Annotated in this window: 22 protein-coding genes, 6 tRNA genes and 1 rRNA gene; 21 read left to right on the top strand and 8 right to left on the bottom strand. The window is 53.2% G+C overall.

Translation table 11 applies throughout. The features are described 5' to 3' along the window. The first annotated feature begins 18 nt into the window (after positions 1 to 18). The 5 genes from rrf (at position 19) to PUT07_RS34250 (ending at position 1,299) form a co-directional block, all read left to right on the top strand. Positions 19 to 135, top strand: a 5S ribosomal RNA gene (gene rrf / locus PUT07_RS34230). A gap of 44 nt (positions 136 to 179) precedes the next feature. Further along, a tRNA-Met gene (locus tag PUT07_RS34235) sits at positions 180 to 256 on the top strand. A gap of 8 nt (positions 257 to 264) precedes the next feature. After that, a tRNA-Lys gene (locus tag PUT07_RS34240) sits at positions 265 to 340 on the top strand. Positions 341 to 356: 16 nt separating this feature from the next. After that, positions 357 to 436 (top strand) — tRNA-Leu (locus PUT07_RS34245). 152 nt (positions 437 to 588) lie between these two features. Then, positions 589 to 1,299 (top strand): phytanoyl-CoA dioxygenase family protein, encoded by a 711-nt coding sequence (locus tag PUT07_RS34250; protein WP_274473320.1) that lies wholly within the window; start codon positions 589 to 591, stop codon positions 1,297 to 1,299. Between the two features lie 10 nt (positions 1,300 to 1,309). Here the strand turns inward: PUT07_RS34250 and PUT07_RS34255 are convergent, their stop codons facing one another. Continuing rightward, the gene (locus PUT07_RS34255) at positions 1,310 to 2,152 is read right to left on the bottom strand and encodes an AraC family transcriptional regulator (protein ID WP_274473321.1); all 843 of its coding nucleotides are present in this window, start codon (positions 2,150 to 2,152) and stop codon (positions 1,310 to 1,312) included. Between the two features lie 166 nt (positions 2,153 to 2,318). Between PUT07_RS34255 and PUT07_RS34260 the strand changes: the two genes are divergently transcribed. From PUT07_RS34260 to PUT07_RS34270, 3 genes are all read left to right on the top strand, one after another. Continuing rightward, positions 2,319 to 2,393: transfer RNA gene (locus PUT07_RS34260), tRNA-Gly, on the top strand. 7 nt (positions 2,394 to 2,400) lie between these two features. Then, a tRNA-Arg gene (locus tag PUT07_RS34265) sits at positions 2,401 to 2,477 on the top strand. A 30-nt stretch (positions 2,478 to 2,507) separates the two neighbouring features. Beyond that, positions 2,508 to 2,581 (top strand) — tRNA-Pro (locus tag PUT07_RS34270). Between the two features lie 53 nt (positions 2,582 to 2,634). Here PUT07_RS34270 and PUT07_RS34275 read toward each other — a convergent pair. Next, complete coding sequence (locus PUT07_RS34275) at positions 2,635 to 3,204, bottom strand: DUF1697 domain-containing protein (RefSeq protein ID WP_274473322.1); 570 nt, start codon at positions 3,202 to 3,204, stop codon at positions 2,635 to 2,637. 337 nt (positions 3,205 to 3,541) lie between these two features. Here PUT07_RS34275 and PUT07_RS34280 point away from each other — a divergent pair, with 337 nt between their 5' ends. The 7 genes from PUT07_RS34280 (at position 3,542) to PUT07_RS34310 (ending at position 12,455) form a co-directional block, all read left to right on the top strand. After that, a complete protein-coding gene (locus PUT07_RS34280; RefSeq protein WP_274473323.1) occupies positions 3,542 to 4,579 on the top strand; it encodes an HD-GYP domain-containing protein in 1,038 nt (345 codons plus the stop codon). Between the two features lie 42 nt (positions 4,580 to 4,621). Next, positions 4,622 to 5,512 (top strand): GGDEF domain-containing response regulator, encoded by an 891-nt coding sequence (locus PUT07_RS34285; protein ID WP_274473324.1) that lies wholly within the window; start codon positions 4,622 to 4,624, stop codon positions 5,510 to 5,512. A 21-nt stretch (positions 5,513 to 5,533) separates the two neighbouring features. Next, a complete protein-coding gene (locus tag PUT07_RS34290) occupies positions 5,534 to 7,333 on the top strand; it encodes a GAF domain-containing sensor histidine kinase (RefSeq protein WP_274473325.1) in 1,800 nt (599 codons plus the stop codon). 5 nt (positions 7,334 to 7,338) lie between these two features. Next, positions 7,339 to 8,997, top strand: coding sequence for a thiamine pyrophosphate-binding protein (locus PUT07_RS34295; protein WP_274473326.1), 1,659 nt, complete (start codon positions 7,339 to 7,341; stop codon positions 8,995 to 8,997). 144 nt (positions 8,998 to 9,141) lie between these two features. Further along, positions 9,142 to 10,020, top strand: coding sequence for an aldo/keto reductase (locus PUT07_RS34300; protein WP_274473327.1), 879 nt, complete (start codon positions 9,142 to 9,144; stop codon positions 10,018 to 10,020). A 146-nt stretch (positions 10,021 to 10,166) separates the two neighbouring features. Beyond that, positions 10,167 to 12,170, top strand: a complete 2,004-nt coding sequence (locus tag PUT07_RS34305) for a transglycosylase domain-containing protein (RefSeq protein ID WP_274473328.1) — start codon at positions 10,167 to 10,169, stop codon at positions 12,168 to 12,170. A 42-nt stretch (positions 12,171 to 12,212) separates the two neighbouring features. Beyond that, positions 12,213 to 12,455, top strand: a complete 243-nt coding sequence (locus tag PUT07_RS34310; protein ID WP_274473329.1) for a hypothetical protein — start codon at positions 12,213 to 12,215, stop codon at positions 12,453 to 12,455. 145 nt (positions 12,456 to 12,600) lie between these two features. On the opposite strand, the gene PUT07_RS34315 is transcribed toward PUT07_RS34310, so the two are convergent. Continuing rightward, complete coding sequence (locus PUT07_RS34315; protein WP_274473331.1) at positions 12,601 to 13,614, bottom strand: hypothetical protein; 1,014 nt, start codon at positions 13,612 to 13,614, stop codon at positions 12,601 to 12,603. A gap of 146 nt (positions 13,615 to 13,760) precedes the next feature. Between PUT07_RS34315 and PUT07_RS34320 the strand changes: the two genes are divergently transcribed. Continuing rightward, positions 13,761 to 14,294: a hypothetical protein gene (locus PUT07_RS34320; RefSeq protein WP_274473332.1), complete on the top strand. Its 534-nt coding sequence runs from the start codon at positions 13,761 to 13,763 to the stop codon at positions 14,292 to 14,294. A gap of 217 nt (positions 14,295 to 14,511) precedes the next feature. Here the strand turns inward: PUT07_RS34320 and hprK are convergent, their stop codons facing one another. The 5 genes from hprK to PUT07_RS34345 all read right to left on the bottom strand — a co-directional run bounded on the left by hprK (position 14,512) and on the right by PUT07_RS34345 (position 19,397). Further along, the gene (hprK, locus tag PUT07_RS34325) at positions 14,512 to 15,420 is read right to left on the bottom strand and encodes an HPr(Ser) kinase/phosphatase (RefSeq protein ID WP_274473333.1); all 909 of its coding nucleotides are present in this window, start codon (positions 15,418 to 15,420) and stop codon (positions 14,512 to 14,514) included. Between the two features lie 249 nt (positions 15,421 to 15,669). After that, the gene (locus tag PUT07_RS34330; protein ID WP_274473334.1) at positions 15,670 to 15,840 is read right to left on the bottom strand and encodes a hypothetical protein; all 171 of its coding nucleotides are present in this window, start codon (positions 15,838 to 15,840) and stop codon (positions 15,670 to 15,672) included. A gap of 138 nt (positions 15,841 to 15,978) precedes the next feature. Then, on the bottom strand, positions 15,979 to 17,346 hold the full coding sequence (locus PUT07_RS34335) for a DUF4129 domain-containing protein (protein ID WP_274473336.1): 1,368 nt from the start codon (positions 17,344 to 17,346) through the stop codon (positions 15,979 to 15,981). Continuing rightward, positions 17,309 to 18,460 (bottom strand): DUF58 domain-containing protein, encoded by a 1,152-nt coding sequence (locus PUT07_RS34340; protein ID WP_274473337.1) that lies wholly within the window; start codon positions 18,458 to 18,460, stop codon positions 17,309 to 17,311. Before PUT07_RS34340 ends, PUT07_RS34335 begins: the two co-directional genes overlap by 38 nt. Positions 18,461 to 18,464: 4 nt before the next feature. Beyond that, a complete protein-coding gene (locus PUT07_RS34345; RefSeq protein WP_274473372.1) occupies positions 18,465 to 19,397 on the bottom strand; it encodes an AAA family ATPase in 933 nt (310 codons plus the stop codon). Positions 19,398 to 19,644: 247 nt separating this feature from the next. On the opposite strand from PUT07_RS34345, the gene PUT07_RS34350 reads away from it, so the two are divergent. From PUT07_RS34350 to PUT07_RS34370, 5 genes are all read left to right on the top strand, one after another. Next, positions 19,645 to 21,300, top strand: coding sequence for a response regulator (locus tag PUT07_RS34350; RefSeq protein WP_274473338.1), 1,656 nt, complete (start codon positions 19,645 to 19,647; stop codon positions 21,298 to 21,300). 83 nt (positions 21,301 to 21,383) lie between these two features. Beyond that, entirely contained in the window at positions 21,384 to 23,111 is a 1,728-nt protein-coding gene (locus tag PUT07_RS34355; protein ID WP_274473373.1) for a cache domain-containing sensor histidine kinase, read from the top strand. 12 nt (positions 23,112 to 23,123) lie between these two features. Next, on the top strand, positions 23,124 to 24,104 hold the full coding sequence (locus PUT07_RS34360) for a substrate-binding domain-containing protein (RefSeq protein WP_274473339.1): 981 nt from the start codon (positions 23,124 to 23,126) through the stop codon (positions 24,102 to 24,104). 144 nt (positions 24,105 to 24,248) lie between these two features. Then, entirely contained in the window at positions 24,249 to 25,295 is a 1,047-nt protein-coding gene (locus tag PUT07_RS34365; RefSeq protein ID WP_379241324.1) for a galactose ABC transporter substrate-binding protein, read from the top strand. A gap of 135 nt (positions 25,296 to 25,430) precedes the next feature. Continuing rightward, on the top strand, positions 25,431 to 26,948 hold the full coding sequence (locus PUT07_RS34370; RefSeq protein ID WP_274473341.1) for a sugar ABC transporter ATP-binding protein: 1,518 nt from the start codon (positions 25,431 to 25,433) through the stop codon (positions 26,946 to 26,948). Positions 26,949 to 26,964: the final 16 nt, after the last annotated feature.

Below are 26,964 nucleotides of genomic sequence, written 5' to 3' on the forward strand. Positions count from 1 at the left end.
GCAAACACGCTTTGACTGTTTGGTGATGATGGCGGAGGGGACCCACGCGTTCCCATCTCGAACACGACCGTTAAGCCCTCCAGCGTCGATGGTACTTGAACCGCAGGGTTCTGGGAGAGTAGAACGTCGCCAAGCAGACCCCATTTGGGGTGTTTATAGAGAGTATTAGCCTACAATGACGCGGGGTGGAGCAGCCCGGTAGCTCGTCGGGCTCATAACCCGAAGGCCGCAGGTTCAAATCCTGCCCCCGCAACCAATGATTGCGAGTCATTAGCTCAGTTGGTAGAGCACCTGACTTTTAATCAGGGTGTCGTAGGTTCGAATCCTACATGACTCACCATTTTTGTCTTTCATAAGCGCGTATGGCGGAATTGGCAGACGCACTAGACTTAGGATCTAGCGGGCGACCGTGGGGGTTCAAGTCCCTCTACGCGCATCTTATTAGGAGCAGTAACGATTATATCGTTGCTGCTCTTTTTCTATTTTGCACTAGTGAACAAAATTGCTAATAATGGCACAGCGAAATGCAAGCCCGCTCGGCACCGTTCCAAGTACAATGAAATCGAAACGGTAGGGAGGCTGAGCGCGATGACAACGGAGATGACGAATTTCGTACTAACCCAAGAGATGATTGAGCAATTTTATCGGGAAGGTTACTTTTATGCTCGAGGTTTTCTGAATCAAGCGGCAGTGGAGGCTATCAACAGGGAGAATGCCGCGTTTGCCAATGAAGGCGGAACCGGCGAGTGGAAGAGCAGAAGCATCATCGATATCGCCAAGGAGCAGGAGGTGTACCCGGAGACGACGGCCTTCTTGACGAATCCGGCGATTGTCAGCGTGTTAGAGCAAATTCTAGGGGACCAAGTGAAGCTATGGATGGGCATGTACGCGGTTGTGGCTCCCCAAGGCAACGGGCTGGAATGGCATCAGGATAATCAGTACACGCATATTCTGGGTCACATGCTCAACGGATTCGTTGCACTGGATGAGATCACGCAGGACAACGCGGGCTTATGGCTGGCTCCCGGCTCGCATCTGTTAGGCCGATTACCCAACATGAATACGGAACCGGGCCATAGACGCGCCTCAGAGCCCGAGAATGGCGCTCCGTGCCTGCCGCTTGCGCCTGGCGACGCGGTATTCTTTCACCGGGAGACGCTTCACCACAGCAAGAAGAATCATACGGATAAGCCTAGGCGCGCCTATGCGTTCCAAGCGGCAGCGGCGAACTGCCGGTATGCGCAAACAGGCAAGCTGCTTGAGGATCGCGTTCTCTTGTCGGGTTACAAGCGGGGTTAGACTGGCGGCGTTAGCTTAACGGCTTTGACTTCCGGTACGTACTAGGCGTCAGACCTCGGTTTTCTTTGAACACTTTATTGAAATAGCTGGAGGAGCCGAATCCGCAGTGCAGGGCAATATCTGTAATGGTATCCTGTGTATACAGCAGCATATGTGCCGCGTATTGAAGGCGGAGACTGATGATAAATTCGTGAGGAGACATTCCGGTTACTTCTCTGAACTTGGTGTAGAACCAGGTTTTCTTCAACGCGGCCCGCTCGATGAGATCATCCATGTCCAGCTCCTCCGCCCAATGGGTCATGATATGTTCGATAGCGGCAATGATCCCTGTTAGCGCTCCTGATTCCGACGATTGTTCCAGGGAAACGGCTGCATAGTACCGTTGGATTTGAACTAAAATCTGAATTAAGAGCGTCTTCAACTGGATGTCCCAGCCTGGCTGTGCGTGCTCCTTCTCCAGCAGTGCTTCCTGGGCCAGCCGCACGATGCATCTGGCGTACGGTGAGGCAGCAGGAATGACCTGAGAGGCGTTCTTCGTATAGAAGGGAACAAGCAGGCTGTCTCCCTTGGGCATGAAGGAAATGTACTCCGGTGAGAAGAGCAGCATGATCCAACGGCCGGGCTTACCCTCTTCCCGGATTAAATTCCAGTGCGGCTCAAAAGGGCGGAGCAGAAACACATCGCCGGGATCCGCATAGTACCATTGATCGCCCATCGGGTATTTCATCGAGCTGTCGAGAGCAATGCTGATCTCAAGAGAGACATGCGTATGAAAATCATGCTGCGTATAAACGGCCAGCCGTTCCTCGATAATGAACTCCCGCGGGATGCTAGGATCGAAAAAGGGGGGCAATGCAGTCAACTCCTCCAATGGGCAACTATCGAATCAATCAAGGAAAAAATTGGTGAAAAAAAAGTGCCAAAATGATTTGCTTTTTGTAAAGAATCCTGTTATATTACTACTTGTCCCTAAAACGAGCGGAACCAAACGCCGCCCGGTAACAACTTCGGGAACGTATGCGGAAGTGGCTCAGCGGTAGAGCATCGCCTTGCCAAGGCGAGGGTCGCGGGTTCGATCCCCGTCTTCCGCTCCATGAATTAGCGCTCTTAGCTCAGCTGGATAGAGCATTTGACTACGAATCAAAAGGTCGGGAGTTCGAATCTCTCAGAGCGCGCCATTTATGTTTTGCACTTATACATAGCAGTTCCGGGACGTAGCTCAGCTTGGTAGAGCACCTGCTTTGGGAGCAGGGGGTCGCATGTTCAAATCGTGTCGTCCCGATCGACAAGAAGCATAATCCGATCAGTAGAGATACTGACAGATTACGCTTTTTTTTATTTTTCCGGTTCCTCCATGGCATTGGCTAACGCTACGAGTTTCGTTAACGTTCGCCAATTTCGCACGGTTACAGGCACATCCAGCTTCGTCAGATTATTGGCGAGCTTGGATTTCAGGACGCTGTGTCGATACAGCAGGACGAGCTCTCGGCCTTGAACGCGGAACTGGTCGTTGTCCGTTCGGTACGCTTCCAGCTTCGCCAAGCTTGCGCTTGAAGGCTCATCAGGCATGAAAGCGATATAGAGGCTCTCGGCGTCGGACAAGGACTCCGCTTCGGCAATCTCCGACTCGGAGAACGGACAATTCGCGAAGCTGGTTCTCAGCTCATCGGCGGTTCTTAGCATGACGGCTGCAGGGATGTGAAAGGCTGCGTTGATTGTGTCTTCGATCTTCTTACGCAGTTGGTCTTCATCCTCGGCAGATGCGAACAGGACATTGCCGCTTTGAATATAGGTCTGAACGCGCTGCAGGCCAGTCTGCTCCAGAGCTTTCCGCAAATCCGCCATTTTAATGATGTTTTTGCCGCCAACGTTAATACCTCGAATGAAAGCGATATAAATCTTCATATATGCCACTACCTTCTTTTCTATCGTATAGCCATACATTACCATACTAAGATGACTTTCACACTATACCTGTTTAATTATAAAATAAGAGGATGATGTCAGATTGTGTCGGGCGATATTTACCCCGGAAATCGGGCGAATGAAACGCGTTGACACGAATCGACGGGAACGGCGCGCGAAAAGACGGAGTTTATGTGTAATTATAACTATTAAAGTAAAAAAATATTAAAATATTGGAAATTATTAAGTATAATAGAGGAGATTGTCCTTAATAAGAAGAACTAGTACTAATTAAATAGTTGGGGTAGTCTACTTGATAAGAATAAGAGGTACATCTATGCAGAATTCATTGTTTTTCAAGAATGTAATCAATTCTGATTCCATCTTCGAATCGATCGGCCAACTGAATGATATCGCCAAGAAATCAATTGGCTGTGAACATATCTCTCTTTTTCTAATGGATGATAAGTATCAGCTTACCCCAGCGGCTTATTCGGTGAATATTAGTACAGCGGTCATGGAGCATCTTAAATACATAGTTCTCCAAACGCAGTTTTTTTCCCTGTCGCCCGACGGAATGCGATTGTCAATGGATGAGGCGAGCGGGACAATGAAAGAACATCTTCTTCAATCCAGATATGCCTGCATATATGGATTTCATATAAAACACGGTTCTTCTTACGGCGCTCTCTTGTTCTCCTTTCCTTCGAATACGATGTTGAAAGACGAGCAATTGCATCTGTGCAATCTGATCAGGCTGCATATGGAGCAATTGATCAAGAAGATTCAGTTCCGCAAGCAAGTGCTGAAGCAGCAAGCCTACGAGAGCCTTTTCAACACGCTTAGGGTCAAAGATAGTTTTACAGTGGACCACTGCTACAATGTGGCTTTCTATTCTACTCTGCTAGGAGCCAAAGCCGGCGTCAGCGAGGTGGAACTGGAAACATTGAAGCTGGGAGCGCTGCTCCACGATATTGGGAAGCTGGCCATTCCCGATCACATCCTGATGAAGCCGGGCCGCCTTTCAGACGATGAGTTTCGCGTAATCCGCCAGCATCCCGTAATCGGACATGAGCTGCTGAAGGAACTGCCGGAGGTCGAGCATCTTCTGCCGATGGTCAGGTGGCATCACGAACGCATGGATGGCCGTGGCTATCCGGACCAATTGGTTGGGGAGGATATTCCTTATCTCGTGCGGATTGTGTGTATCGCGGATGCGTTCGATGCGATGACATCGACGAGAGTGTATCGGAATTCGCTTCATGTTCATGAGGTAAGAGAGCAACTGCTCATTCATGCGGGCAAACAGTTTGACGAGGATCTAGTGCGGATATTTCTGAGCATCATCGATGAGCAAATGCAAATGAATGATTAGTTTTCCAAACAACTATTATTGAAATGAAAGATGGGATAATCAATGAACGGACGTATTCTGATCATCGATGATGAGCCGCATAATCTTAATATTCTTCGTATCTTTCTAAATTCGCTGCACTACGAAATTTTCACGGTTGAAGACGGCAAAGAAGCGCTATCGATGGTCAGAGATCTAATGCCGGATTTGATTTTGCTCGATGTGATGATGCCGGAGATTACAGGCTTTGAAATTTGCCGGCAGTTAATGGCGGAAGCGGATTTCGACATACCGATCATCTTCTTATCGGCGAACGCCCAGAAAGAAGATATTTTGCATGGCTTGCGGCTCGGTGCCGTCGATTATTTGACGAAGCCCTTCGACCTTGATGTGTTGGAACGCAAAGTTGAAATCGCCCTGCACCAGAAGGCCCAGGTGAAGAACCTCAAGAAAGACAATAAGCAGCTCGCCAAGCTGGTCTATGTGGATGCGCTGACTGGTCTATACAACCGGGCTTACTTGGATATGACAATCGCCATGATGAGGGAAGGGAAGAAGCAATTCCACGCTGCGATGATGGTCGATATGGACTATTTCAAGGACATTAACGATAATTTGGGCCACTTGGTCGGCGATCAGGTGCTGCGTGAGGTTGCCTCGATCATACAGGCTAAGATTTCCAGCGAGCACGACCTGGCTTTTCGATACGGCGGGGATGAGTTTTTGGTGCTCTTGCACAAAGATTCGAACGCGATGGAGATTGCTGACAGCATCGTGAAAGAGGTCGATTGCTTGAAGGTCAGTCTTGCGCCTAGTAAATCCCAAGAATTTTCGGTCAGCATAGGACTTGCGAACAATTTCGATCCTACCTGTTTTGAGCAAATGATCACACAAGCGGATTCAGCACTTCTCGGAGCGAAAAACAGCGGAAGACATCAAATAAAGATACGCTAATTAAAGGAGAATGGGTGAAACATGGTCATGGAACTTATGAGCTTTCAGAAGTTGTTTCAGATGACGAAGGTCATCAATTCGCAGTTTGAGCTGTCAGAAATCTTGCAGGTATTCGTAGACGCCATAGCCGGGGAAATCACCCAGGCCGATCTGGTCGGCTTCTTCCTCAAACAGCCCGACGGCACGTTCAAGGGGGACAAAGGCAATAAGCTGCCTGTCGATATCACGGAATTGCTGATTGATCCGAAGGAAGATGAGTTTGTCCGAGACATTTTGCGCAATCAGGCCAGCGACTATATTTCAGATACGAGTGTGGATTTGAGACTGGATCAGTCGAAGCGGCAGCTGCTTAAGATTAAATCGATTCTCGGTATTCCGGTCATTGTCGATAATGAGGTGTTCGGCCTCGTGTTCGTTCACGATTTCGGTAAGCCGATGAATATTACGCAAGAGCAGATGGAAGTGACGGAAGCGTTCGTGAACATGGCCAGTGTCGCGATTCGCAATATTCGCATGTTTGAGCAGCGTCAACTGCTCATGGAGAAGCAGCAGCTTCTGCTTGACGCCACGAAGGCGTTATCGGAATCTCTATCCGTTAAGGATGTATTGAACACTTTCTTTCATTATATGCGCAAAGCTAGCGGATCGAAAGACATCGGTATTCATTTGTACAATGAGAAAGAGCATACGATCGAGCCTTACCAGCTCTCTTCCGAGAATGTCACGATGGACGAGTGGAAAGTGAAGCATCGCGAAGTGAAGCTGACGATTGAGAACGACCGGCTGTTGTATGAAGTCATCACGGAGAAAAAAGCGGCCGCTATCGAGGATGTCTATGCGGATCCACGGCCGAATCATAAGGCTTTCGTCTCTTTTGACATCAGAAGCATCATGGTCTTCCCGCTCGTGGCCAAAGGCTCGGTATACGGAGTCGTAGCAATTCCGTCCATCGGCAAGCAGCGGAAATATGAAGCGAGCATTCTGGAATTCTGCCAATCGATCTCCGATGCGACGGCAACCGCCCTATCCAACGCCCAGCATACGGAGAAGCTGGATCATTCCGTTCATGAGCGTTCGATTGAGCTGCAGCATGCTAATTTCAAACTGGAGGGGCTGGTTCGGGAGCTGGAGCATCTGAACGAGCTGAAGAGCGACTTCATCGCAACGCTGTCCCATGAGCTTCGCACGCCGATTACAGCGGTTAAGGGTTCCGTCGATATTCTGGGCAAAGGGATTCTCGGCGATCTCAATGAGTCCCAGAAGGATCTGTTGGATATAGCCGCCAAATCGATCGACCGTCTGCTCGATCAAGTGAACGAGCTTCTCGATTTCGCGAAAATGGAGAACGGCAAGTTCGAGCTGATGTACACGGAGGCGGACTTCAATGATATTGTGAAGGAGTCCGTCGAGATCGTGCAGTCGCTCATTAACAAGAAGAAGCTCGTTCTCATTGTAGAAACGGATGCGGATACGGACAGTGTCGTCCGAGTCGATAAGCAGCGCATTCTGCAGATCCTGTTGAACCTCCTCTCGAACGCGATCAAGTTTACGCCGCCGCTAGGCGTCATTACCATCAAAACGAAGTTCGAGGACAACCTGCTCACGGTCGAAGTGCACGATAACGGGATCGGCATTCCGTTCGAGAAGCAGAAGAACATTTTCACGAAATTTTATCAGGCTAATAATCAAATCAACGGCACCGGCTTAGGGCTGGCCATTTCCAAACAGCTCATCGAGCTGCACGGCGGCCGCATCTGGTTCGACAGCAGCGAAGGCCAAGGTTCGGTATTTAAATTTACTTTACCTACGGGAAAGGAGTAACGAGAATGCGGGCAATTGAACTAGCATTGAGATTTCTAGTACAGCAGGGTGTGAAATATGTATTCGGTATTCCGGCGGGCTCTATCAATGCTATTTATGATGCCCTTCTGGATATTCCTGAGCTTAAGCCGATCGTAGCCAAGCATGAGAACAGCTCCGGGTACATGGCAGGGGCCTACACACGCATTACCGGCATTCCTTCCTTGTGCGTAGCTTCCAGCGGTCCGGGAGCGACGAATTTGGTGACGCCGGCGGCCAACGCTTGGAAACAGAAGCTACCTGTTATTTTCATCACAGGCTCGGTGCCTTCTACGAAGCTGGGCAAGGGAGGCGCGCAGGAGCTGTATGCGGAGCCGATCTTCGCTTCGATTACGAAGATGAGCCGTACCGTTCTGAATCCTGAGGCGCTGCCTGAGATTATGGCGGAGGCGTTCCATACGGCCATTAGCGGTGTGCCGGGACCGGTGCATTTGGCGATTCCGATAGATATTCAGATGACGGAGATCGGCGCAAGAGAGCTGCCGGTGCTTCCGCCCATCGAGCAGCGGGCGACGGATTGGGCTGCAGTCAGCGCGGCTGCGCAGCGGTTGAAGGCGGCAGGTTCGTCCGGAGCTATTCTGCTCGGCAGCGGGGCTAAAGCAGCGGCGGACTTGGTCGTGCCGTTCGCTGAGGCGTTAGGCTGGGGCGTAGCGACGACACCGAGGGGCAAGGGCGCTTTCCCGGAGGAGCATCCGCTGTCCTTGGGGGTATACGGACTCTCCGCGAATATTAAGGCGAGCGAATATTTAAATGGCGGCAATCACGAAGTGCTGCTGATCATTGGCTCGAGCTTGGGCGAGCTGGCGACGAGCAATTGGGAGCCGCGTTTGACCGCGAATCGCGAGCTCGTGCACATCGATTACGATAGCCGTGAGCTGGGCAAAGTGTATGAGACTCATTACCCGGTTCATGGGGAAATCAAGGCGGTCATCGCGGAGCTGCTTGAACAGCTGTCGGACGAAGGACAGAAGGATGAAGCAGCTGTCAGCGATGCTTATGCCGGGTTAGCCGAAGCTGCGGCGGGCGCAGCGGTCGAGGAGAAATGGAACACGCGGGCGGCTATTCGCGGGCTTGGCGCTGCCGCACCGAAGAATGCGCGGTTCTTCCTTGATATCGGCGAGTTCATGACGTACTCCATCCAGAACCTGCTCATCGAGAGCGGCCAACAATTCGATATCGACATCAATTTCGGCGGTATGGGCTCAGGCCTGGGCGGAGTGATCGGGGCGAAGCTGGCCGAGCCGGACAGGCCTACGATTTGCATAACGGGCGACGGATGCTTTTTCATGCACGGGATGGAAGTATTGACGGCTAAGGAGTATCAGCTTCCGATTGTTTTCGTCGTCATCAACAACGCCCGCTTGGGCATGGTATACCATGGACATATGCTGCAGTACAAACGGTGCCTGGATGACTTCTCGCAGCAGCGGATTAGCATCGCAGGGATTGCGAGCTCGCTCGGTCTGCGTAGTGTAGAGATTACATCGCTGGACGAGCTTCAACCTCAGAACGTGCAAGAATGGCTGGCTCACGGAGGTCCGGTTGTCGTTGAAGTGATTGTAGACGGAAATGAGATTCCACCTATGGGGGAACGAGTGAAGTTTCTGCAGGGAGCAACCTATTAATCCCTATTAGACTCTTGGGCGCCAGTCGGCTGGCCGGCAACCAAGGGCTTTTTTTTATGCATAGGAGGGGAGGAGATTGTACACGGGTTCCTGAAGTGATATGGTAAAAGGGTGCAAGAACCATACGGAAGGAGCGATTCATTCATGTTACAACGTACCATAGGTCGTTTGAATTACGAAAGCTCAGTCGTTATGTTTGGCGCAGCAAGTCTTGGGAATGTGACACAGGAAGAGGCCGACGCCTCCATCGCTTATGCGCTGCAGCATGGTGTGAACCATTTTGACACAGCGGCCTCCTACGGCGATGCCGAACTGCGTATGGGACCGACGATCAGCCGGGTGAGGGACGATATTTTCCTCGCTACGAAGACAGGACTTAGATCGAAGCAGGCTGCGAAAGAAGAGATCTACCGCTCCTTGGAGCGCATGCAGGTGAGCTCGGTCGACTTGCTTCAGCTTCATGCCGTAGGCTCGATGGAGGAGCTGGACCGTTGTACGGAGAAAGGCGGCGCTCTGGAAGCCGCTTTGGAAGCGAAGGCGGAAGGCATCGTGAAGGAAATCGGCATTACCGGCCATGGGCATGATGCACCGGCCGTTCATTTGGAGGCGCTGCGCCGCTATCCGTTCGCTACGGTTCTGCTGCCGCTGAATTACTATATGTACAGCTTGCCGGAGTACCGAGAAGCGTTCGACGCCTTGATGGAAGAGGCGGGCAAGCAGCAGGCGGCGGTTCGCGTCATTAAGGCGATCGCGAAGGCGCCGTGGGCGGAGGGACAGGATCGTACGTACGCAACGTGGTACGAGCCGTTCGATCAACAGCAGGTCATTGATGCTTGCGTGCATTTTGTTTTGTCGTTCCCGGGGCTCAGCGGGTTCGCCAGTGCGGGGGATATTCATTTGTTCCCCAAAATCGTCGAGGCGGTGGAGCGGTATGGTTCGATGACGAATGAGGAGGCCGAGCGAATCCTGAGCGGAATCAGCGGCTATACGTCCGTGTTCGGAGCTCCGACGTCGATCGCTTAATTTGTGCAAGACACCTTCCCTTAGGGGGAGGTGTTTTTTATTTTTTTATCAGCCTCACAAAATTGACATGAAATGGCTCTCCCCATGCGTCACTTACTCCTGGCATTCAACGAATACCTATAAGCGAATGTAAGGGGGAAGTTTAGATGGTTAAACGTTTATGGAGAAACAAAAAGTTCTGGCTGGTCTCTTGTGGCACGCTGCTTGCCGGGGGAATAGTCGTAGTGGCGTCCTGCTACTCGTATATTCGCGGACTTGACGTATCCAAATTAAATCAGCCGCTCCCGGAGGCTACGCTCGTGCTCGACAAGAACGGCAAAGCGGCGGCGCAGCTCTCCTCTTCGAAGGTCGATCCCGTCCCGATATCCCAGATGCCGAAGGTATTGACAGATGCCATTGTGGCGGTGGAGGACCGGCGGTTTTATTCGCATACAGGCATCGACCTCCAATCCATTATGCGCGCAGTGGCACGCGATGTGGTGCGGGGCGGCTACTCGGAGGGTGCGAGCACGATTACGCAGCAGCTGGCCAAGAACCTTTTTCTTAACGCCGATAAAACGCTCAGCCGCAAGCTGCGTGAAGCCGCTTATGCGATCAGAATCGATACGTCGTATAGCAAAGACGAAATCTTGGAGATGTACCTCAACAGCATTTATTTCGGGGAAGGCAGTTGGGGGGTGCAGGGGGCGTCCAAGACGTATTTTCATAAAAATGTACAGGATCTGACCCTGCCCGAAGCCGCCGTGCTTGCCGCATTACCGAAGGCGCCGAGCCGGTACTCCCCATTCCAAGACGAAGCGCAGGCGCTGGAGCGCAGGAACACCGTGCTTGTGCTGATGCGCGACGAGGGCAAAATTACGCCGGAGGTTTACGAGCAAGCCAAGGCGAGCCCGCTAGGCGTTGTCAGGTCGGATAAGACGGACGACCTCAAGGGCAGATATCCCGCTTATGTGAGTGCGGTTATTAGTGAAGCCGTTCGCTTGTATGGCTTTACGGAAGAACAGCTGCTCACGGGCGGCTTGCGCATTACGACCGAGCTCGATCCCGCCGTGCAGAACGCGGTAACGGAGGTGTATAAGGACGACAGCTTGTTCCCTGCAAGCAAGCCGGATCAGCTCATTCAAAGCGGAGCGGCGGTCGTCGATCAGCGAACCGGCGGGATCCGCGCTTTGGCCGGCGGAAGAGGGGAGAGCGTGTTCCGCGGATTCAGCCACGCGACGCAGTTGAAGCGTCAGCCCGGCTCTTCCTTTAAGCCGATTGCCGTCTATGGTCCCGCTCTGGAGCGAGGGTACACGCCGTTCTCGACTTTGTATGACGGACCGCTCAACATTGAGGGATACCAGCCTCAGGATTGGGATCATCAGACGCGGGGGCAGGTGACGATGCAGGAAGCCGTCGTGTCGTCGTGGAACGTCCCGGCCGTATGGCTCCTACATGAAATCGGCATCGATCAGGGCCTCCAATTTGCCAAGTCGCTGGGCATCCAGCTGCCCGCTCAAGACCGGCAGCTCGGCATCGCGCTGGGCGGCTTGTCCGAGGGCGTGTCGCCGCTGCAGATGGCGCAAGCGTTCAGTGCTTTTGCCGCCAAGGGCAATCTCCACGAAGCGCATACGATCTCGAAAATCGAGACCGGCGACGGGCACTTGCTCGTCCAAGCCGCTCCGGCGAGTGTCCCGGTCATGAAGCCTGAGACGGCCTATGCCATGACCTCCATGCTGCAAGTGGCGGTGCAGCAGGGAACAGGGAAGAATGCGGCGATGAATCGTCCGGTTGCGGGGAAATCAGGCACCACGCAGCTGCCGCAGACGAAGGAATTCGAGGGCATCAGCAGCGGGAGTGCGAAGGATGCCTGGTTCGTAGGCTATACGCCGGAGCTGACGGCGGCCGTGTGGGTCGGGTATGACCGTACCGACAAGGAGCATTATTTGACGACTTCCGGAGGTGCGGTGCCGGCCGTTCTGTTCCGGGAGATGATGAGTCGGGCGCTGGCGCAAGCTCCGGTTGTGCCGTTCGATATGCCGATTGTAGGGCGTGAAGCAGCCTCGTCCATCTCCTCGGAGGACCCTAAGAAGCCGGAGAAGGGGGACAAAGAGGCGAAACCCGAGAAGGGCGCGAAGCCAGGGCGCGGCAAAGGTAAGAAGGACGACTAGTGCTAGTCGCTGCGCGCGGGCGTGGCGTGAGCGGGCTGTGCGGTGAGGCTCAGGTGGCGCTGCGCGACTGAGAGGCGAGGCGGCGCGAGAAGAGGCTCGCTGCCGGCGAACGGAAGCATCGGCCTTGCAGTTGCTGGCCGGATGGCTCGGCGAGGGGCCGGACCGCCGGCTAACGGACACAGCGGCACTTATTCGGCGAATATCGGCCGCTGCGGAAATGTAACGGACACAGGTGCCGCTATTCGCCGGTGGGAGGGTGATTTTGCCGTGGAAACGGCAAAATAGGGTCCCGTGTGTCCGTTAGAGCGATAACGGGGCGGTTTTGGCGGGAATAACGGACGTGGTGTCCGTTAGCTGTGCTGCGCGCGAGCAAAGGAACAAAAAAAATGCAGTTCCCAAGCCATTTTCATGGCTAGGGAGCTGCATTTTTTTAATCGCGGTCGTTACCGCGCGCTTTCTCGTTTGCTTTGTGATCGTCATTGCCGCGCTGTTTATTGGCGTTGTGGTCTTTACCGTTTTTGGGCCCAGACTGCGACTCTTTCGCTTCTACCTTCCGCTCGCTATTGCGGTCTTGATCGTTGTCATCCTCATCTTCATCTTCATCATCGTCATCGTGCTTCGGAGCCTGCTGTTGAACTTGCTGCTGAACCTGCTGTTGCTGCTGCCCCCATTTGGTTTTCATATGGACATTCAGCTTGCTGGCATCCAGGTTGTACTGCTGCGCAAGCAGAGCGGCAATCCGCGACTCGGCTCCTTCCGAACGAAGATCGATGGAAGCGAGAAGCATCTGAATCCATTGCGCGGCTTCTTCGCCTTTGAGATGAATCATCCCCGCACCGTCAGGCTTCACGTTGAGATCGTACGTCGTGCCGCCCGGTTCCTTGGATTGTTTGATATGGAGCTTGAAATGCTTCCCGTCGACATTCAAGTCGATGTCCTCCAAACCGGGAATAAGGGCGGTACCCGGAAGTTGAGCCGGTTTCGGCGATGGCGCTGCCGACGGTTGCGCTGCTGCCGACGGTTGCGCCGAGGCTTGCGGAGAAGGCACGGGCGTTGGAGTCGGCTCAGGCTGCGCAGATGCAGGCACGGCCGATGGAGACGGCGACGGTACGGCCACCGCAGCGGCAGACGCCGCTTTGACATAAGCCGCCTGATGCTTGCTGTTGACTATTATTTCAATCTGGTCTCCTGCTTTCAAATCGGACAGCTGAGCCTTCTGGTCATTGCGATAAACCCAAACTGATTTAGCCAAAGGAACCGTTTGATCTCCATTTTCAGTAACCACGGTGACGGCATCCGAGTTCAAGGATTTGAGAGTGCCTTTGACCGAAGTTGAAAGGGGAGAGTCGGGTGAAGTTGCCGCATAGGCTGTCCAGCCGCATAGCGCTAAAGCGATCAGCGTAACGGTGACGATGAAAAAGGGCAATTTTTTGCGCATTAACATGTGAAACACCTCCATTAACAGCTTTCGGTCAAGAAGGTTGTTTTGAGACGGTATGAGGGATGGGGATGTTCGTATGGAGCCATGCATAATCGGTTAGGTAATGGGTTAAGGTAGAAACAAAGTTAAACCCGGAAGGAGGAAATCGCTTGCTCAACAAGTGGTTAGGGTGGATAGCACTCGTTCTGCCGTGGTTATCCTTGTTTGTCATGAAGCGGAACAGCATCTACAGATACATGCCTGTATCTATTCTCGCGGCGCTTTTGCTGACGATTGTTTCTGAGATTGCTTACAGGTATAAATGGTGGGAGATCAAAACTTCGATTGTCCCATGGGGGTATGTGACAGGTGTGTCATTTACCTTTGGGGTTTTCATGGTTGGTATGATGTGGGTATGTCACTTTACATTTGGACGAATCTGGTTGTATGTCGTCGTTAATCTTGCGCTAGACTTGTTTTTTTCTTATGTCGGGATTCCGATTGCAGAACGTATGGGCATATGGGAGCTGGTGAATGCAAGGAAGTACCACGTCTTTCTGATCATGACGGGGCTTTCGTTCATGCTGTACCTATACCAGCTATGGCAAGAAAGAGCCTATCGGAAGCTGGAGGAAGAGGATGGCGAAGAGCTTACGATTCGGATCAGCACACCGACTTGGGGGACAAGGGAGAAAGCGAAATGAAAGAAGCAGCCGCTAGGCTGCTTTTTTCATTAGTAGTGGCGACACGTTCTGAGCCGACGGGAGAGTGCGGATAAGTGGGGACCAGCCGGCCCTGAGCCGACGGGAGAGTGCCGATAAGAGGCGTCCAGCCGAAGCCCCGCCCCAAGGCTGCCCTGAGCCGCCGGCGCAGCAACCCATTGCTCAGCATTCGCGAGCGTTAAGCTCGAAGCCCGCCCAGCTAATCGCTCTGCAAGCGCTGCATGAATTCCTCTGCCGCACTATAGCCCTGCTGGCGCAAATACCAAGAGTTGGCCGCCGCCTCAACCAATCCGGCCACATCCCGTCCCGGCTGCAGCTGGATTTCGATATGCGGAATTTTGATATCCATATACTCGGTATAAGAAGGCTCCAGCTCCAAATCATTATTAAGCGCATGTTCCTGCCATTTGGTCAGCTCGATGTCGAGCACAATGCGCGTTTCGTCCTGGAACGCTTTGCGCCCGTAGAGGCGCGAGACGTTAATCAACCCGATGCTGCGAAGCGCCAGGAATTCCTTCGTTTTCCCGTTATGCGTGCCGAGCAGCGTCTCCGGGCTGATTTTTTTCAAAACGACAATATCATCGGCTACCAAACGGTGCCCTCGGCGAATCAGCGTGTGGGCGGTTTCGCTCTTGCCGACCCCGGACTTCCCGCGCAGCAAAATGCCGATGCCCGAAACGTTGACGCAAACACCGTGAACTGCGATTTCCTGGGCGAGCGACTTGCTCAAGAACAAATCGACCAGATCCTGAAATTTGCTTGTGGCGGCAGCTGTGCGCAGAAGCGGAATGCGCTCTTCCTCGCAATATTTCGTTAAATATTTCAAGCCTTCTTGATTTCTGGTGACGACGAAGCAAGGAGGATGATATTTGACAATATTGCCGATATGCAGATTGCGTTCATTTTCGCTCAATTTATGCAAATACGTAATTTCTTTGCGGCCGAGCAGCTGGACGTGAGCTTGCGGGAAATATTCGAAATAACCGACGAACTCCAGGCCAGGGCGATGCGCTTTGGTTTTGGTAATCGGGCGATGCAGCTCGGAATGTCCGGCCAGGACTTCGAGCGAGAAGCGCTCGACTAGATCTTTGACAGTGACGTGCTTCACAACCTGTCCCTCCTTCGTGAACATGCAATTTCCTTGTATTTCGCCCGCATATTGCGATAATCCTGCATGAAAGCGTTTGAACGACACGCCAAATACGATTTAAGCGTAAATGCTGTCATAATTCCGTTACAATTATGCACAGATGGTTCACCGCCAATCTGCAAAATAAATAAAAAAAACGCTCTTTGCATGAAGCGCAAAGAGACGAAAGGCCAAGTAGGTCGTGTCATATGTTTATGTAAAAGCAGCCTACCTGTTGTAGCCGCATTTTTTCGCAAGTGTTGGCCATGTCGATAGAAACATGCTTTCCCAACGGTCTTCTGGCAGTACCATGATCCATCTTGCGATTTGATCCAAGCCCATGTCATTCAGGGTTTGAACGACTTCTTGTCTTTCACAGCTAGTTTTTAATGCTAACATCTCAAAACCACCTCATCAATTGTATTCAAACAATTATGCATATGCGGCGGCGGGACGAAATGTGACGATTTCTCATAAAAAAGTGCAAGAGGCCATGCAGTCGGGTGCTGCACAGCCTCTTCGTGGTTTACAAAGCGCCTATTTGAGGTGATTGCGAAGTTTAGGCTCGATCGACTGCAGCACTTCATCGAGCTTACGGTCAGTGATATCGGACTCCCCGTACCGAACCTCGTTATAGGCAGACGTGATGGCGTGAACGGTGTCGGCCGGCAGCTGTCGGCCGGCGAGATCTTGTTCCGTTTCGTTCGGCGTTAAGGCGCGATTGTACGAATATCCGCTTTGCGCGGCCCGTTCAATGAGCAGCCGGTACAAGTAACGGACGCGCTCCCGGTTGTTCGGCAGATGCGACCATTTCTTCGCCTGTCCCCGTTCCCGGCCGAGCTTCCTATTGCGCAGCCAGTAACGCGGCAGCTCTCTCCAATCCACCAGTGCTTCCTTCTCATCGATGTAACCATCGGAGCCATCCGGATGTCCGCTGCCGACCGATCGTTTCATCAGACGCATGAGAAGCTTACGCAGGGCAGGTGCCAGTTTCGAGACAATGAGATAGACGGCAAGCAGGACGACGGCTATCACAATGAGGTACCCGAACACCACTTGCACATAGTGGAACAGCGTATCAAGCCAGCTCGGTTCCTTCGGGGAAGCGGGCGGCAGCAGCGGCGGCATCGCCGTAGGGTTAGGCTCGGGCGGCGCATCCGGCGGCGGATCGGACTGCAGCAGACCGAGTACCCATGCGATCGCAGCCCGCAGCCAGGAACCTAGAGCATGACGAACCTGCTGGAAGTACCCGACGAAAGCGATGATCATAAGTAAGGTCATTAACCATATGCGGCTGGAGCGTTTCACGGTCCGGGATAGCGATGACGCGGCTGTCTGTTCGTCTCCGGCTAATGTCGCTGCGAGCAGCCGGGCATGATGCGTAGCGCAGAAGAAGATGACCATCGAGACGAAGCCAAGTCCGTTCAACCAGCCCATATACGGATGAAATAAGGTGAGACGTCCCATCACCGGAACAGCGATGACATACAGCAAGCCGGCCGTCAAATATCCGGCGGGAGGGAATAAAGCGTTCCAGCCGAACTTCGAGCAGCGTATCCCGCGAAAGGCGAGAAGCAGCCCGATAGCGGCGCATGCCCAGCTGTGCCAACCGCTGCCTTGGAAGAGCGAGGCCGCAGCCCATCCGGTTAATAGGCTTCCGGTAAGCTCATAGAGCGTGCGGGAAAGCCAGCGAATGCCCCCAAGCAAGCGTCCTGCTACATAGCATAGCAGAAGCTGCAGAGCGAACAGCCAGATGGACGTCTCGGACAAATAAGCGTGCGCAAGCACGACCAGCGGCGCGAATAAGATCAGCTCGATGAAGGCGAACAGCCATGATAACCCGAAAGCGCGCAGCCATGTCTCCAGGCTAGCCTGCCGTGCTTGCTCTTGAAGCGGTGCCGTCATCCCGGGAACCTCCCTCCGTGTCGTGCAAGTTTAGCAGCTCATGCCGCAAGGGAACGATGAAGACGGAATGTCCCGAGGCCTCCAGCTGCTGGATGCTGGCTTCGATGGCCTCCGATACGAAAGCCGTCAGCAGAACGATGTCCATGGCGCTTCCTTCCCGCTCGACCCACCCGTCAAGGTAGTCCGCACAAGAGCGGGTGCAGGAAACCGCAGCTTTAGCCATCGTTTCAAAGATGTAGGCCAGATGCGGATACCCGCCAGCCGGAGCTACATACACGGGCACGCCGGGCTGGTCCTGCAGCGATCCGTTGTAGCCGAAGCCTGCGGGCACGCCTTGGCTTACCGCGTATTCCGCCAGCGTGGCGGCGTAGGACAAGCCTTTCTCGACGAGTTCCGGATCGCTGACCGCATCCCACATGGTCGGCGTAATCTGCGTATTCACGACGATAAGCAGCCTCGGGTCCGCCGTGAACTCCCGATTGTACACCTGCAGCCGCTGGCTGCGTGCGGTCGCTTTCCAATGGATGCTGTTCATCGTATCCCCATAACGGTACTCCCGCACACCGGAGACGAGGAACGGATCGGGCATGATCCAGCGCTTCACGGTAACGTCTCCCTGCCAGCGGCTGGACGGCAGCGGGATCTCCTCCCGGCTGACGAGACGGGGGTAGACGAGAAGCTCCAGCGCTACCCGCTGGCTCTTCGTGGCGGCTTGAACGCCGGCGAGATCTCCGATGGAAGCGGAAACGGTTTCAAGTTTATACCAGCCTCGCTTCCCGCAGACGACCTGGTGCCGCCTGACGATGCGGGTATAAGGCATCAAAGAGAAGAGGCTGCGGTGATTCTGGAAAATCTCGCCGCTGCTGACCGCGAGATTGCTCATTCTCGCGAAATGCAGACCGGCGTGGATGGTGGACTCCAAGCGCAGCCACGGGATCGGGGCCAGCTTGCGGTTCACGATCGTTTCAATCATTTCGATGCGGTCCCCGGCATGTGCGTGCTTCTGGCTGAATGTTCGCCCGATCGTAAGGCCGCGGAACCCCAAACGAGCGAAGACTGCATGCTGCACAAGGAAGAGGAGGGCGGCAATGAGCACAATCCATGCGATGCTCATGGGCTTACCCCAGCTTCACTTCCGTAGGCACGGGGGTCGCGGCGAGAACGCCTGCCAGCAGTGCTTGCACCTGCTGATCCTGCTGCCGCGACCGCGTCCGCAGCAAGATGCGGTGCGCCCAGACGGGCTGCGCCAGCGCCTTGATGTCGTCCGGCAGCACGTAATCGCGGCCGCGCAGCGCGGCGAGTACCTGCGCCGATTTCATCAAGGCGCGGATGCCGCGCGGCGAGACGCCGAGCGCCGCATCGGCATGCGTGCGCGTCGCTTCCGCCAGCTGCACGATGTACTGCAGCAGCTCGTCGTTGACGCGCACCTGCGGGAACAAGCGCTGCGCTTCCAGCAGCTCCGCGCGGCTGACGGCCGGCTGCAGCGCCTCGAGCGGGTCCTGCTGCCGGTAGCGCTTCAAGATCTGGACCTGCTCGGCGGCGGCCGGGTAGCCGAGGGAGAGCTTCATCAGGAAGCGGTCAAGCTGCGCTTCCGGGAGCGGGAACGTCCCCTGATTCTCGACGGGGTTCTGTGTCGCGATCACGAGGAACGGCGCTTCGAGCGCGTGCGTTTCCCCGTCGATGCTTACCTGGCGCTCCTCCATGGATTCCAGCAGCGCGGATTGCGTACGCGGCGTCGCCCGGTTTATCTCATCGGCGAGCACGATGTGGGCGAACAGCGGGCCCGGGCGGAATTCGAACTCCGCCAGCTTCTGGTTGTAAAAGTTAATGCCGCTAACATCCGAAGGCAGCAGATCGGGCGTGAATTGAATGCGCTTCATCGTGCCGTCGAGCGAACGGGCCAGCGCCTTGGCGAGCTGTGTTTTGCCGGTGCCGGGCACGTCCTCCAGCAGCACATGGCCGGAAGCGATGAGCGCGATGACCATCAGCTCGATCGTATCGTCTTTCCCTACAATGACTTTGCCTACATTCTCCTTGATTCGTGAAGCCATGCGTCCCAGCTGTGCGAAATCCAACGGCGGTTCCTCCCAAACGATTAATGTCGTTAACTAATATGTCAAAGAATACATAATGGCTGTCCCTTCTCATTTTAACAGACCCTAGGGTAAATTTACCACGACTTCCTTCGATAACCTCGGCTGCTGTTGTGTATTCGATAGGCAGTGAGTACAATGTGGTTGAATACCTTGCAGACTGACAAGTAAGTGTTTTATTTGTAAATAAATAAGGGGGATTTCCATGTATAAGTTGCTGTTGGTGGATGACGAAGAGGATGTCAGAGAAGGTGTCGTCCGCGAAGTGGATTGGGAAGCCATCGGCTTCGAGGTGATCGACAAAGCGGAGAACGGCAGGGAAGCGCTGGAGCTTGTGGAGCGGCTGCTCCCGGATGTGGTCGTGACGGACATCCAGATGCCGTTCATGAACGGCCTTCAGCTGGCTGAAGCGGTCCGTGAACGGTACCCGACGATCAAGCTGATCATCCTCACCGGGCACGACGAGTTCGAATACGCGCAGCGAGCGATCAAGCTGCACATTGACGAATATGTGCTGAAGCCGTTCTCCGCGCAGGAGCTGATTAATGCGCTGCTGAAAGTGAAAGGCCACATTCAGGAGGAAGTCGAGCACCGGAAGAACGTTCAACTGCTGATGGAGCATTACCGGAAGAGCATGCCTGTGCTGAAGGAGAATTTCTTGGCTACGCTCATGAACCGGAAGCTTCCGCGCGATGAAGTGTATGAGAAAGCGGCCAATTACGGGATCGAACTGAACGGGAACTGCTATGTCGCTGCGGTGATGAGCATTGACGCCGTGCTGATCCCCGAGGTGGATCCGGAGAACCGGGGCGAGCTGTCCAAATCCGTCTCGCTGCAATACTCGGAGGATCAGGCGCTGAAATATTTCGCCCTGTTAAACATTACGGAGGAGATCGCCGAGAAGCGCGGGCTTGGGCTCGTTTTCATGCATAATGACCAAGTGGTCGTATTGGCCGTGAGGGAGAGCAGCGAGCGGGAGAAGGCCCTGCAGGAAACGATGAAGGTGCTGGAAGAAATCCGGTTGAACGTCGAGAAATATTTGAAGCTCACGTTGACGGTCGGCATCGGAACGGTGATGCAGGATATCTCCAAGATCAGCTATTCGTATGAGGATGCCGTGCTGGCGCTGGATTACCGGCTGATTCTGGGCAACAACCGGATCATATCGATCGATGACGTGGAGAAGCGCAGCATTGAGAAGATCCGGTTCGACGATGTGAAAGAGCATGCCTTGACCCGCTGCATTAAGGTCGGGACGAATGTGGAGATTCGCGAGACGATCGACGAGCTTTTCCACGGGATTGAAGGAGCCGGCTCCGTGAAGGATTATCAGATCTATTTGCTTGAAATTCTCACCTGCATCTTGAAGGCGGCGAAGGACTCCAACCTGAACGTGGACGAGGTGTTCGGCGACAACTTCATTCCATTCACGGAGATCAACAAATTCACCTCGCTTGAGGAGGCCAAGCACTGGCTTGCCGAGCTGTGTCTCTCCATGATGAATCATATTGCTACGGACCGCCAAAGCACATATAGAAATCTCGTGGAGATGGCCAAGGATTATACGAAAGCTCACTATCATGAGGGCGATATTACGATTAACAAGGTGTGCGGGCACTTGCATATCAGCGCCGGGTATTTCAGCTCGATTTTCAAGAAAGAGACGAAGATGACGTTCGTGAACTATTTGAACCATATCCGGATGGAGGCGGCCAAAGAGCTGCTGCGCACGACAGATATGAAGGCGCTGGAAATTGCCGAGAAGGTGGGCTACGCCGACGCCAACTATTTCAGCTTCTCCTTCCGTAAGAATGTCGGCGTCTCTCCGAAGGAATACCGCAATAACAGCACCAAAGGGTAGCGCAGGAATGGAACGGGGGTGTCAGTTTGATACGAAAAGTGAAAGCGCTGTTCAGGTCCTTGTATGTTGTGCTGCTGGACACGATGAGAGTGAAGAGCATCCAGTTCGCGATTACGATGTCTTTTATTTTCATTACCGTGACCGTCATGCTCATCATCTCGCTGGTCCTGTACAACAAATTCTCGCGTACGGCGGAAGAAAGCGCGTTTCTGAATACACAACAAATCGTCGAACAGGTGCAGTTTAACCTGGAAAATTACATCAAGGGCATGGCGGATACCTTCGAGGTCGTCGACGCCAAAATCGCGAACAGCCATGGCGTGCCGTCGGACAAGCTGAGCGAGCAGCTGGAGACGATCGCCAGCACGCGTGAAGACATCGTGTCCATTAACTTGTTTGCGGCTGACGGGACGATGATTACGGGCATTCATAACGCCGAAATGCGGAAAAACACACGGCTGCTAGAGCAATCCTGGTTCAGGTCCGCACTCGATAACCCGAATCATCTTTCCTTCTCGCTGCCGCATATTCAGAACTTGTTCAAGGACCCGTACCGCTGGGTCGTCTCCATGAGCAAAGGGGTATCGATCGAAAGGAACGGCACATGGCAGGATGCGGTGCTGCTCGTCGACGTCAATTTCAAAACGCTGGATGACGTCTTCCGCACGGTGTCGCTGGGCAAGAAAGGCTATGTCTATATTATCGACGACTCCGCCGGCAACATTGTGTACCATCCGCAGCAGCAGCTGATCTATATCGGCCTGAAATATGAGAATGTGGAGCAGGCGCTCAAATTCTCCTACGGCAAATATATGGACGTGAGCGAAGGCGAGTCCCGGCTGAATGTCGTTCGAACCGTGAACAATATCGGGTGGAAAATTATCGGCGTGTCCTACCTCGATGAGATGATCACGACGCGCAAAGAAATCAGCACGTTCATGATTTGGCTGCTCGTCATTGTTCTTATTTTCATTTTGCTCATCTCCTCCTTCATGTCGGCCCGCATCTCCCAGCCTATCAAACGGCTCAAGAAATCGATGGAAATGGTCGAGAAGGGCCACTTCGACACGTACATCCATGTTCGCGGCGCCGATGAAGTGGAGCAGCTGTCACGCCGCTTCAATCTCATGGTGTCCCGGGTGCGCGAGCTGATGGACCAGAACATTCAAGAGCAGGAGATCAAGCGGAAGAACGAGCTCGAGGTGCTGCAGTCTCAAATCAATCCGCACTTCCTGTACAACACGCTCAATTCGGTGGTCCGGATGGTCGGTACCGGGAAGAATGATGAAGTCGTCACGACGATTACTTCGTTATCGAAGTTTTTTCGGATTTCGCTCAGCAAAGGCAAGAGCATCATTACCATCGGGGATGAGATCGAGCATATCCGGAACTATTTGATCATCCAGAAGATGAGGTATAAGGACAAGTTCGATTACAGCATCGAGGCCGACGAAGAAGTGTTGGCTTACAAGACGCTGAAGCTCATTCTTCAGCCGTTCGTCGAGAATGCGCTCTATCATGGCATCGAATACATGGTGGACGAGGGGCATATTCACATCTCCGCAAGGAAATTCAAGGATACCATCGTGCTTCAGGTTCGGGACAACGGGGTCGGCATGTCCGAAGAAACGCTCAAGAACATTATGAACGGTTCCGTCAAAAGCGAGAAAGGCTCAGGCGTCGGCCTGCGCAATGTTCATGAGCGGATTCAGCTGTATTTCGGTCCCGAATACGGTGTGAAGGTGGAAAGCGAGCTGGAGGAAGGCACCGTCGTGAAGATTACGATTCCAGCCATTCTGGAAGATGAATAGGAAGGAGAAGCGATGGATAAAACAATGAAATGGAGCCCTCTCATATTTGCCGTCCTGGCCGCAATTCTCTCCTTATCCTCCTGCATGAAAGAAAGCGAAACGATCCCGACCCAGAAGAAGAAGCATTTGGAAGTCGTGCTGAGAAGCCAGGAAGGCGATTATTGGAAGACGGTGAAAATGGGTGCGGAGGTCGCCGCGAAGGAATTCGACGTGACGCTCGATTTCCGCGCGCCGGGCGATGAAGCGGATGTGAAAGGACAAATCGCTCTCATGGAGCAGTCGATCGGCAGCGGCCCCGACGGTATCGTGCTGGCTGCGAACGACTATAAGGAGCTGAGTCCCGTCGTCGACAGCGCAGCGGAGCGAGGCATTCCGGTCGTGACCATCGACTCGGAGGTCAGCACGCGCAAGGCGAAGAGCTTCATAGGAGCCAATAACTACGAAGCCGGGCAATTGGCCGGACGACAGCTGGTCAAACTTGCCGGAACCAAAGGCAATATCGCGATCGTCAGCTTCAAGCAGGGTGAGCGCAATGCGGAGCTTCGGGAGCAAGGGCTGCTTCAAGAAATTTCGAAGTATCCCGGCATTCAGGTTATTGCCAAAGTGTATACGCTCACAGACCGGGGGACGGCCGACCAGCTTACGCAGGGCATCATCGAGAAATATCCGCACCTCGACGGGATTGTCGCGTTGAACGAAATGTCCTCGGTCGGCGTGGCGGACGCTATCCAACGGTTGAACCTGCAGGACAGGGTGAAGCTCATCACCTTCGACAGCACGTCCGAGGAGTTGGAGCTGCTTCAGGAGGGCGTGATCCAGGCGACCATTATCCAGAACCCGTTCAGCATCGGTTATCTGGGCGTCAAGAATGCGGTGGAAGCCTCGAACGGGAAGAAGATTCCGGATCGTGTGGATACCGGTACCAAGGCGATCGATCTGAGCAATATGTTCTGGTCCGATAATCAGAAATTGCTATTCCCGTTCATAAAGTGATGAGAATTTCGATAGAAGACATGAGGATATTGCATTTGTTTCCTTATCGCCATGCCGTATATTTAGACATGTAAATAAACAACACAACCTTTTAGGGAGGGTCTTACCTTGAAAAAACTAATTACCCTTGCAGTAGCGAGCGCTTTGGTAGCAACCGTAGCTGGCTGTGGCAATAAAGCACAAACTCCAGCGGCATCTACAGCTCCAGCAGCTAGCGCAGGTGCAGCGGCAACAGCGGCTCCTGCTAAAACTGACGGTAAAAAACCAACGATCGGTGTAGCGATCTATAAATTTGACGATACGTTCATGTCCGGTGTTCGCGCTGCGATCGCTGACGCTGCCAAAGACAAAGCTGTTGTGGATATCGTAGACAGCCAAAACTCGCAACCGATGCAAAACGATAAAGTAGACCTTTTCATCACCAAAAAAGTAAACGCTCTAGCGATTAACGCAGTAGACCGCACAGCGGCCGGCGTTATCATCGACAAAGCGAAAACAGCGAACGTGCCGGTCGTCTTCTTGAACCGCGAGCCGCTTGCTGACGATATGAAGAAATGGGATAAAGTTTACTACGTAGGCGCGAAAGCGGAGCAATCCGGTACGATGGAAGGCCAACTGCTTGTTGACTACTTCAAAGCTCACCCTGAAGCGGACAAAAATAAAGACGGTAAAATCCAATACGTCATGTTGAAAGGCGAGCCGGGCCACCAAGATGCCGAGCTTCGTACGAAGTTCTCCATCCAAGCGATTACGGATGCAGGTCTGGGCGTAGAGAAAGTAGCTGAAGATACAGCTATGTGGGATCGTGTCAAAGGTCAAGAGAAAATGGCTGCTTTCCTGGCATCCAGCGAGAGCAAAATCGAAGCGGTACTTGCTAACAACGACGATATGGCGCTAGGTGCGATCGAAGCGTTGAAAGCAAAGGGTTACTTCAAAGACGGCAAATACCTGCCGGTTGTCGGTGTAGACGCTACGGCTCCTGCTCTGCAAGCTCTTAGCGACGGTACTTTGCTCGGAACGGTTCTGAACGATGCGAAAAACCAAGGTGCTGCGACTACGAGCGTAGCTACGGCATTGGCTAACGGCTTGACGCCAAGCAAAGAAAACACAGGGTATGACATCACAGACGGCAAATATGTATGGATTTCCTACAAAAAGATTACAAAAGCTAACATGAACGAAGCGAAATAATCGCCATAGAGCGGGCAAGAGCTTTCCGCTCTTGCCCTCCTTATTTGGAAACCGTACAAAGGCAAAGAGAAAAAGAGCTTCGAAAAAAGGCTGCACATTGGTGGGGATTATCGCGAGCTTGTAGGGGGAGTTACCATGACATTACACGAGTATGTACTTGAAATGAATCAAATCTCCAAAGAATTCCCCGGCGTAAAAGCGCTGGACAACGTGACCCTGAAGGTCCGTCCGGGAAGCGTACATGCGCTGATGGGAGAGAACGGAGCGGGGAAGTCGACGCTCATGAAATGCTTGTTCGGTATTTATAAGCCGGACGGCGGAGAGATCAAATTGAACGGCGAGACCGCGAGCATTACGAATTCCAAAGATGCTTTGGCTAACGGCATCTCCATGATTCACCAGGAACTGCACCCGGTTCCTCATCGCAACGTGATGGAGAACATTTGGTTGGGCCGCTTCCCGCTGAAAGGGATCGGACCGTTGAAATTAGTGGATCACAAGAAAATGCGTAAAGATACAGAAAACTTGTTCCGGCAGCTTCAGATGGATATTCAACCAGATACGCTGGTCGGCAATTTGTCCGTTTCCAAAGTACAATCCATTGAAATTGCCAAAGCCGTTTCCTTTAATTCGAAAGTCATTGTTATGGATGAGCCGACTTCGTCGCTGACCGGCAATGAGGTTGAGCAGCTGTTTCGCATTATTCGCGACCTGAAAAGCCGCGGCGTCTCGATCATCTATATTTCACATAAAATGGAAGAAATTTTGGAGATCTCGGATGAAGTTACCATTATGCGCGATGGTACGAAGATTGGCACGTGGGCATCTTCCGAGCTGACCACCGATATGATTATTTCCAAAATGGTCGGACGGGATCTGAAAGAGCGGTTCCCTGAGAGAAGCAACGTACCGAACGGGGTTTTGATGAGTGTCGAAGGACTGACTTCGGTCATTCCAAGATCGTTCAAGAACGTATCCTTCGAGCTGCGCAAAGGTGAAATTCTTGGCGTAGGCGGATTGGTCGGCGCTCAACGGACAGAGCTGATTGAAGCCTTGTTCGGACTGAGAAGCGTTGTATCCGGCAGCATATCGATGCACGGCAAACAGGTGAAGCTCAAATCGCCGATCGATGCCATTAAGCACAAAATCGCGCTGCTCACGGAAGAACGCCGGGTTACGGGGATTTTCCCGGTATTATCCGTGCTTGAGAATACGGTAATTGCGAATCTGTCCCGCTATATGAATCCGCTCGGGTTCATTCAAGAAGCGAAGCGGAAAGCGGAAGTGGAGAAGAGCATCGAGATGCTTCGGGTGAAGACGCCGAACATGCATGCTCTGATCAAAAACCTGTCGGGCGGTAACCAGCAGAAGGTGCTGCTTGCCAGATGGCTTCTGACCGAACCGGACGTGCTCTTGCTGGACGAACCGACGCGTGGGATCGACGTCGGCGCCAAATTCGAGATTTACTCCATCATTGCCGACCTTGCGAAGCAGGGGAAAAGTATCATCATGATCTCGTCTGAGATGCCCGAGCTGCTTGGGATGTCGGACCGAATCATGGTCATGTGCGAAGGACGCCTGACGGGGATCGTAGATGGAAAGAAAGCAACAGAAGAAGAGATCATGCGCCTTGCTGCACAGCATATGGCATAATGGGGGGCCAAGAAAC

The sequence above is a fragment of the Paenibacillus sp. MAHUQ-63 genome, assembly GCF_028765165.1.
Taxonomy (GTDB): domain Bacteria; phylum Bacillota; class Bacilli; order Paenibacillales; family NBRC-103111; genus Paenibacillus_E.

Excerpts from the sequence above, each read along its gene's own strand:
- PUT07_RS34345 (WP_274473372.1), bottom strand. The coding sequence starts at position 19,397 with ATGGCTTCACGAATCAAGGAGAATGTAGGCAAAGTCATTGTAGGGAAA.
- PUT07_RS34295 (WP_274473326.1), top strand. The coding sequence starts at position 7,339 with ATGCGGGCAATTGAACTAGCATTGAGATTTCTAGTACAGCAGGGTGTG.
- PUT07_RS34275 (WP_274473322.1), bottom strand. The coding sequence starts at position 3,204 with ATGAAGATTTATATCGCTTTCATTCGAGGTATTAACGTTGGCGGCAAA.
- PUT07_RS34335 (WP_274473336.1), bottom strand. The coding sequence starts at position 17,346 with ATGACGGCACCGCTTCAAGAGCAAGCACGGCAGGCTAGCCTGGAGACA.
- PUT07_RS34300 (WP_274473327.1), top strand. The coding sequence starts at position 9,142 with ATGTTACAACGTACCATAGGTCGTTTGAATTACGAAAGCTCAGTCGTT.
- PUT07_RS34360 (WP_274473339.1), top strand. The coding sequence starts at position 23,124 with ATGGATAAAACAATGAAATGGAGCCCTCTCATATTTGCCGTCCTGGCC.
- PUT07_RS34250 (WP_274473320.1), top strand. The coding sequence starts at position 589 with ATGACAACGGAGATGACGAATTTCGTACTAACCCAAGAGATGATTGAG.
- PUT07_RS34355 (WP_274473373.1), top strand. The coding sequence starts at position 21,384 with ATGAGAGTGAAGAGCATCCAGTTCGCGATTACGATGTCTTTTATTTTC.
- PUT07_RS34350 (WP_274473338.1), top strand. The coding sequence starts at position 19,645 with ATGTATAAGTTGCTGTTGGTGGATGACGAAGAGGATGTCAGAGAAGGT.
- PUT07_RS34340 (WP_274473337.1), bottom strand. The coding sequence starts at position 18,460 with ATGAGCATCGCATGGATTGTGCTCATTGCCGCCCTCCTCTTCCTTGTG.
- PUT07_RS34315 (WP_274473331.1), bottom strand. The coding sequence starts at position 13,614 with ATGTTAATGCGCAAAAAATTGCCCTTTTTCATCGTCACCGTTACGCTG.
- PUT07_RS34285 (WP_274473324.1), top strand. The coding sequence starts at position 4,622 with ATGAACGGACGTATTCTGATCATCGATGATGAGCCGCATAATCTTAAT.
- PUT07_RS34305 (WP_274473328.1), top strand. The coding sequence starts at position 10,167 with ATGGTTAAACGTTTATGGAGAAACAAAAAGTTCTGGCTGGTCTCTTGT.
- PUT07_RS34290 (WP_274473325.1), top strand. The coding sequence starts at position 5,534 with ATGGTCATGGAACTTATGAGCTTTCAGAAGTTGTTTCAGATGACGAAG.
- PUT07_RS34280 (WP_274473323.1), top strand. The coding sequence starts at position 3,542 with ATGCAGAATTCATTGTTTTTCAAGAATGTAATCAATTCTGATTCCATC.
- PUT07_RS34330 (WP_274473334.1), bottom strand. The coding sequence starts at position 15,840 with ATGTTAGCATTAAAAACTAGCTGTGAAAGACAAGAAGTCGTTCAAACC.
- PUT07_RS34370 (WP_274473341.1), top strand. The coding sequence starts at position 25,431 with ATGACATTACACGAGTATGTACTTGAAATGAATCAAATCTCCAAAGAA.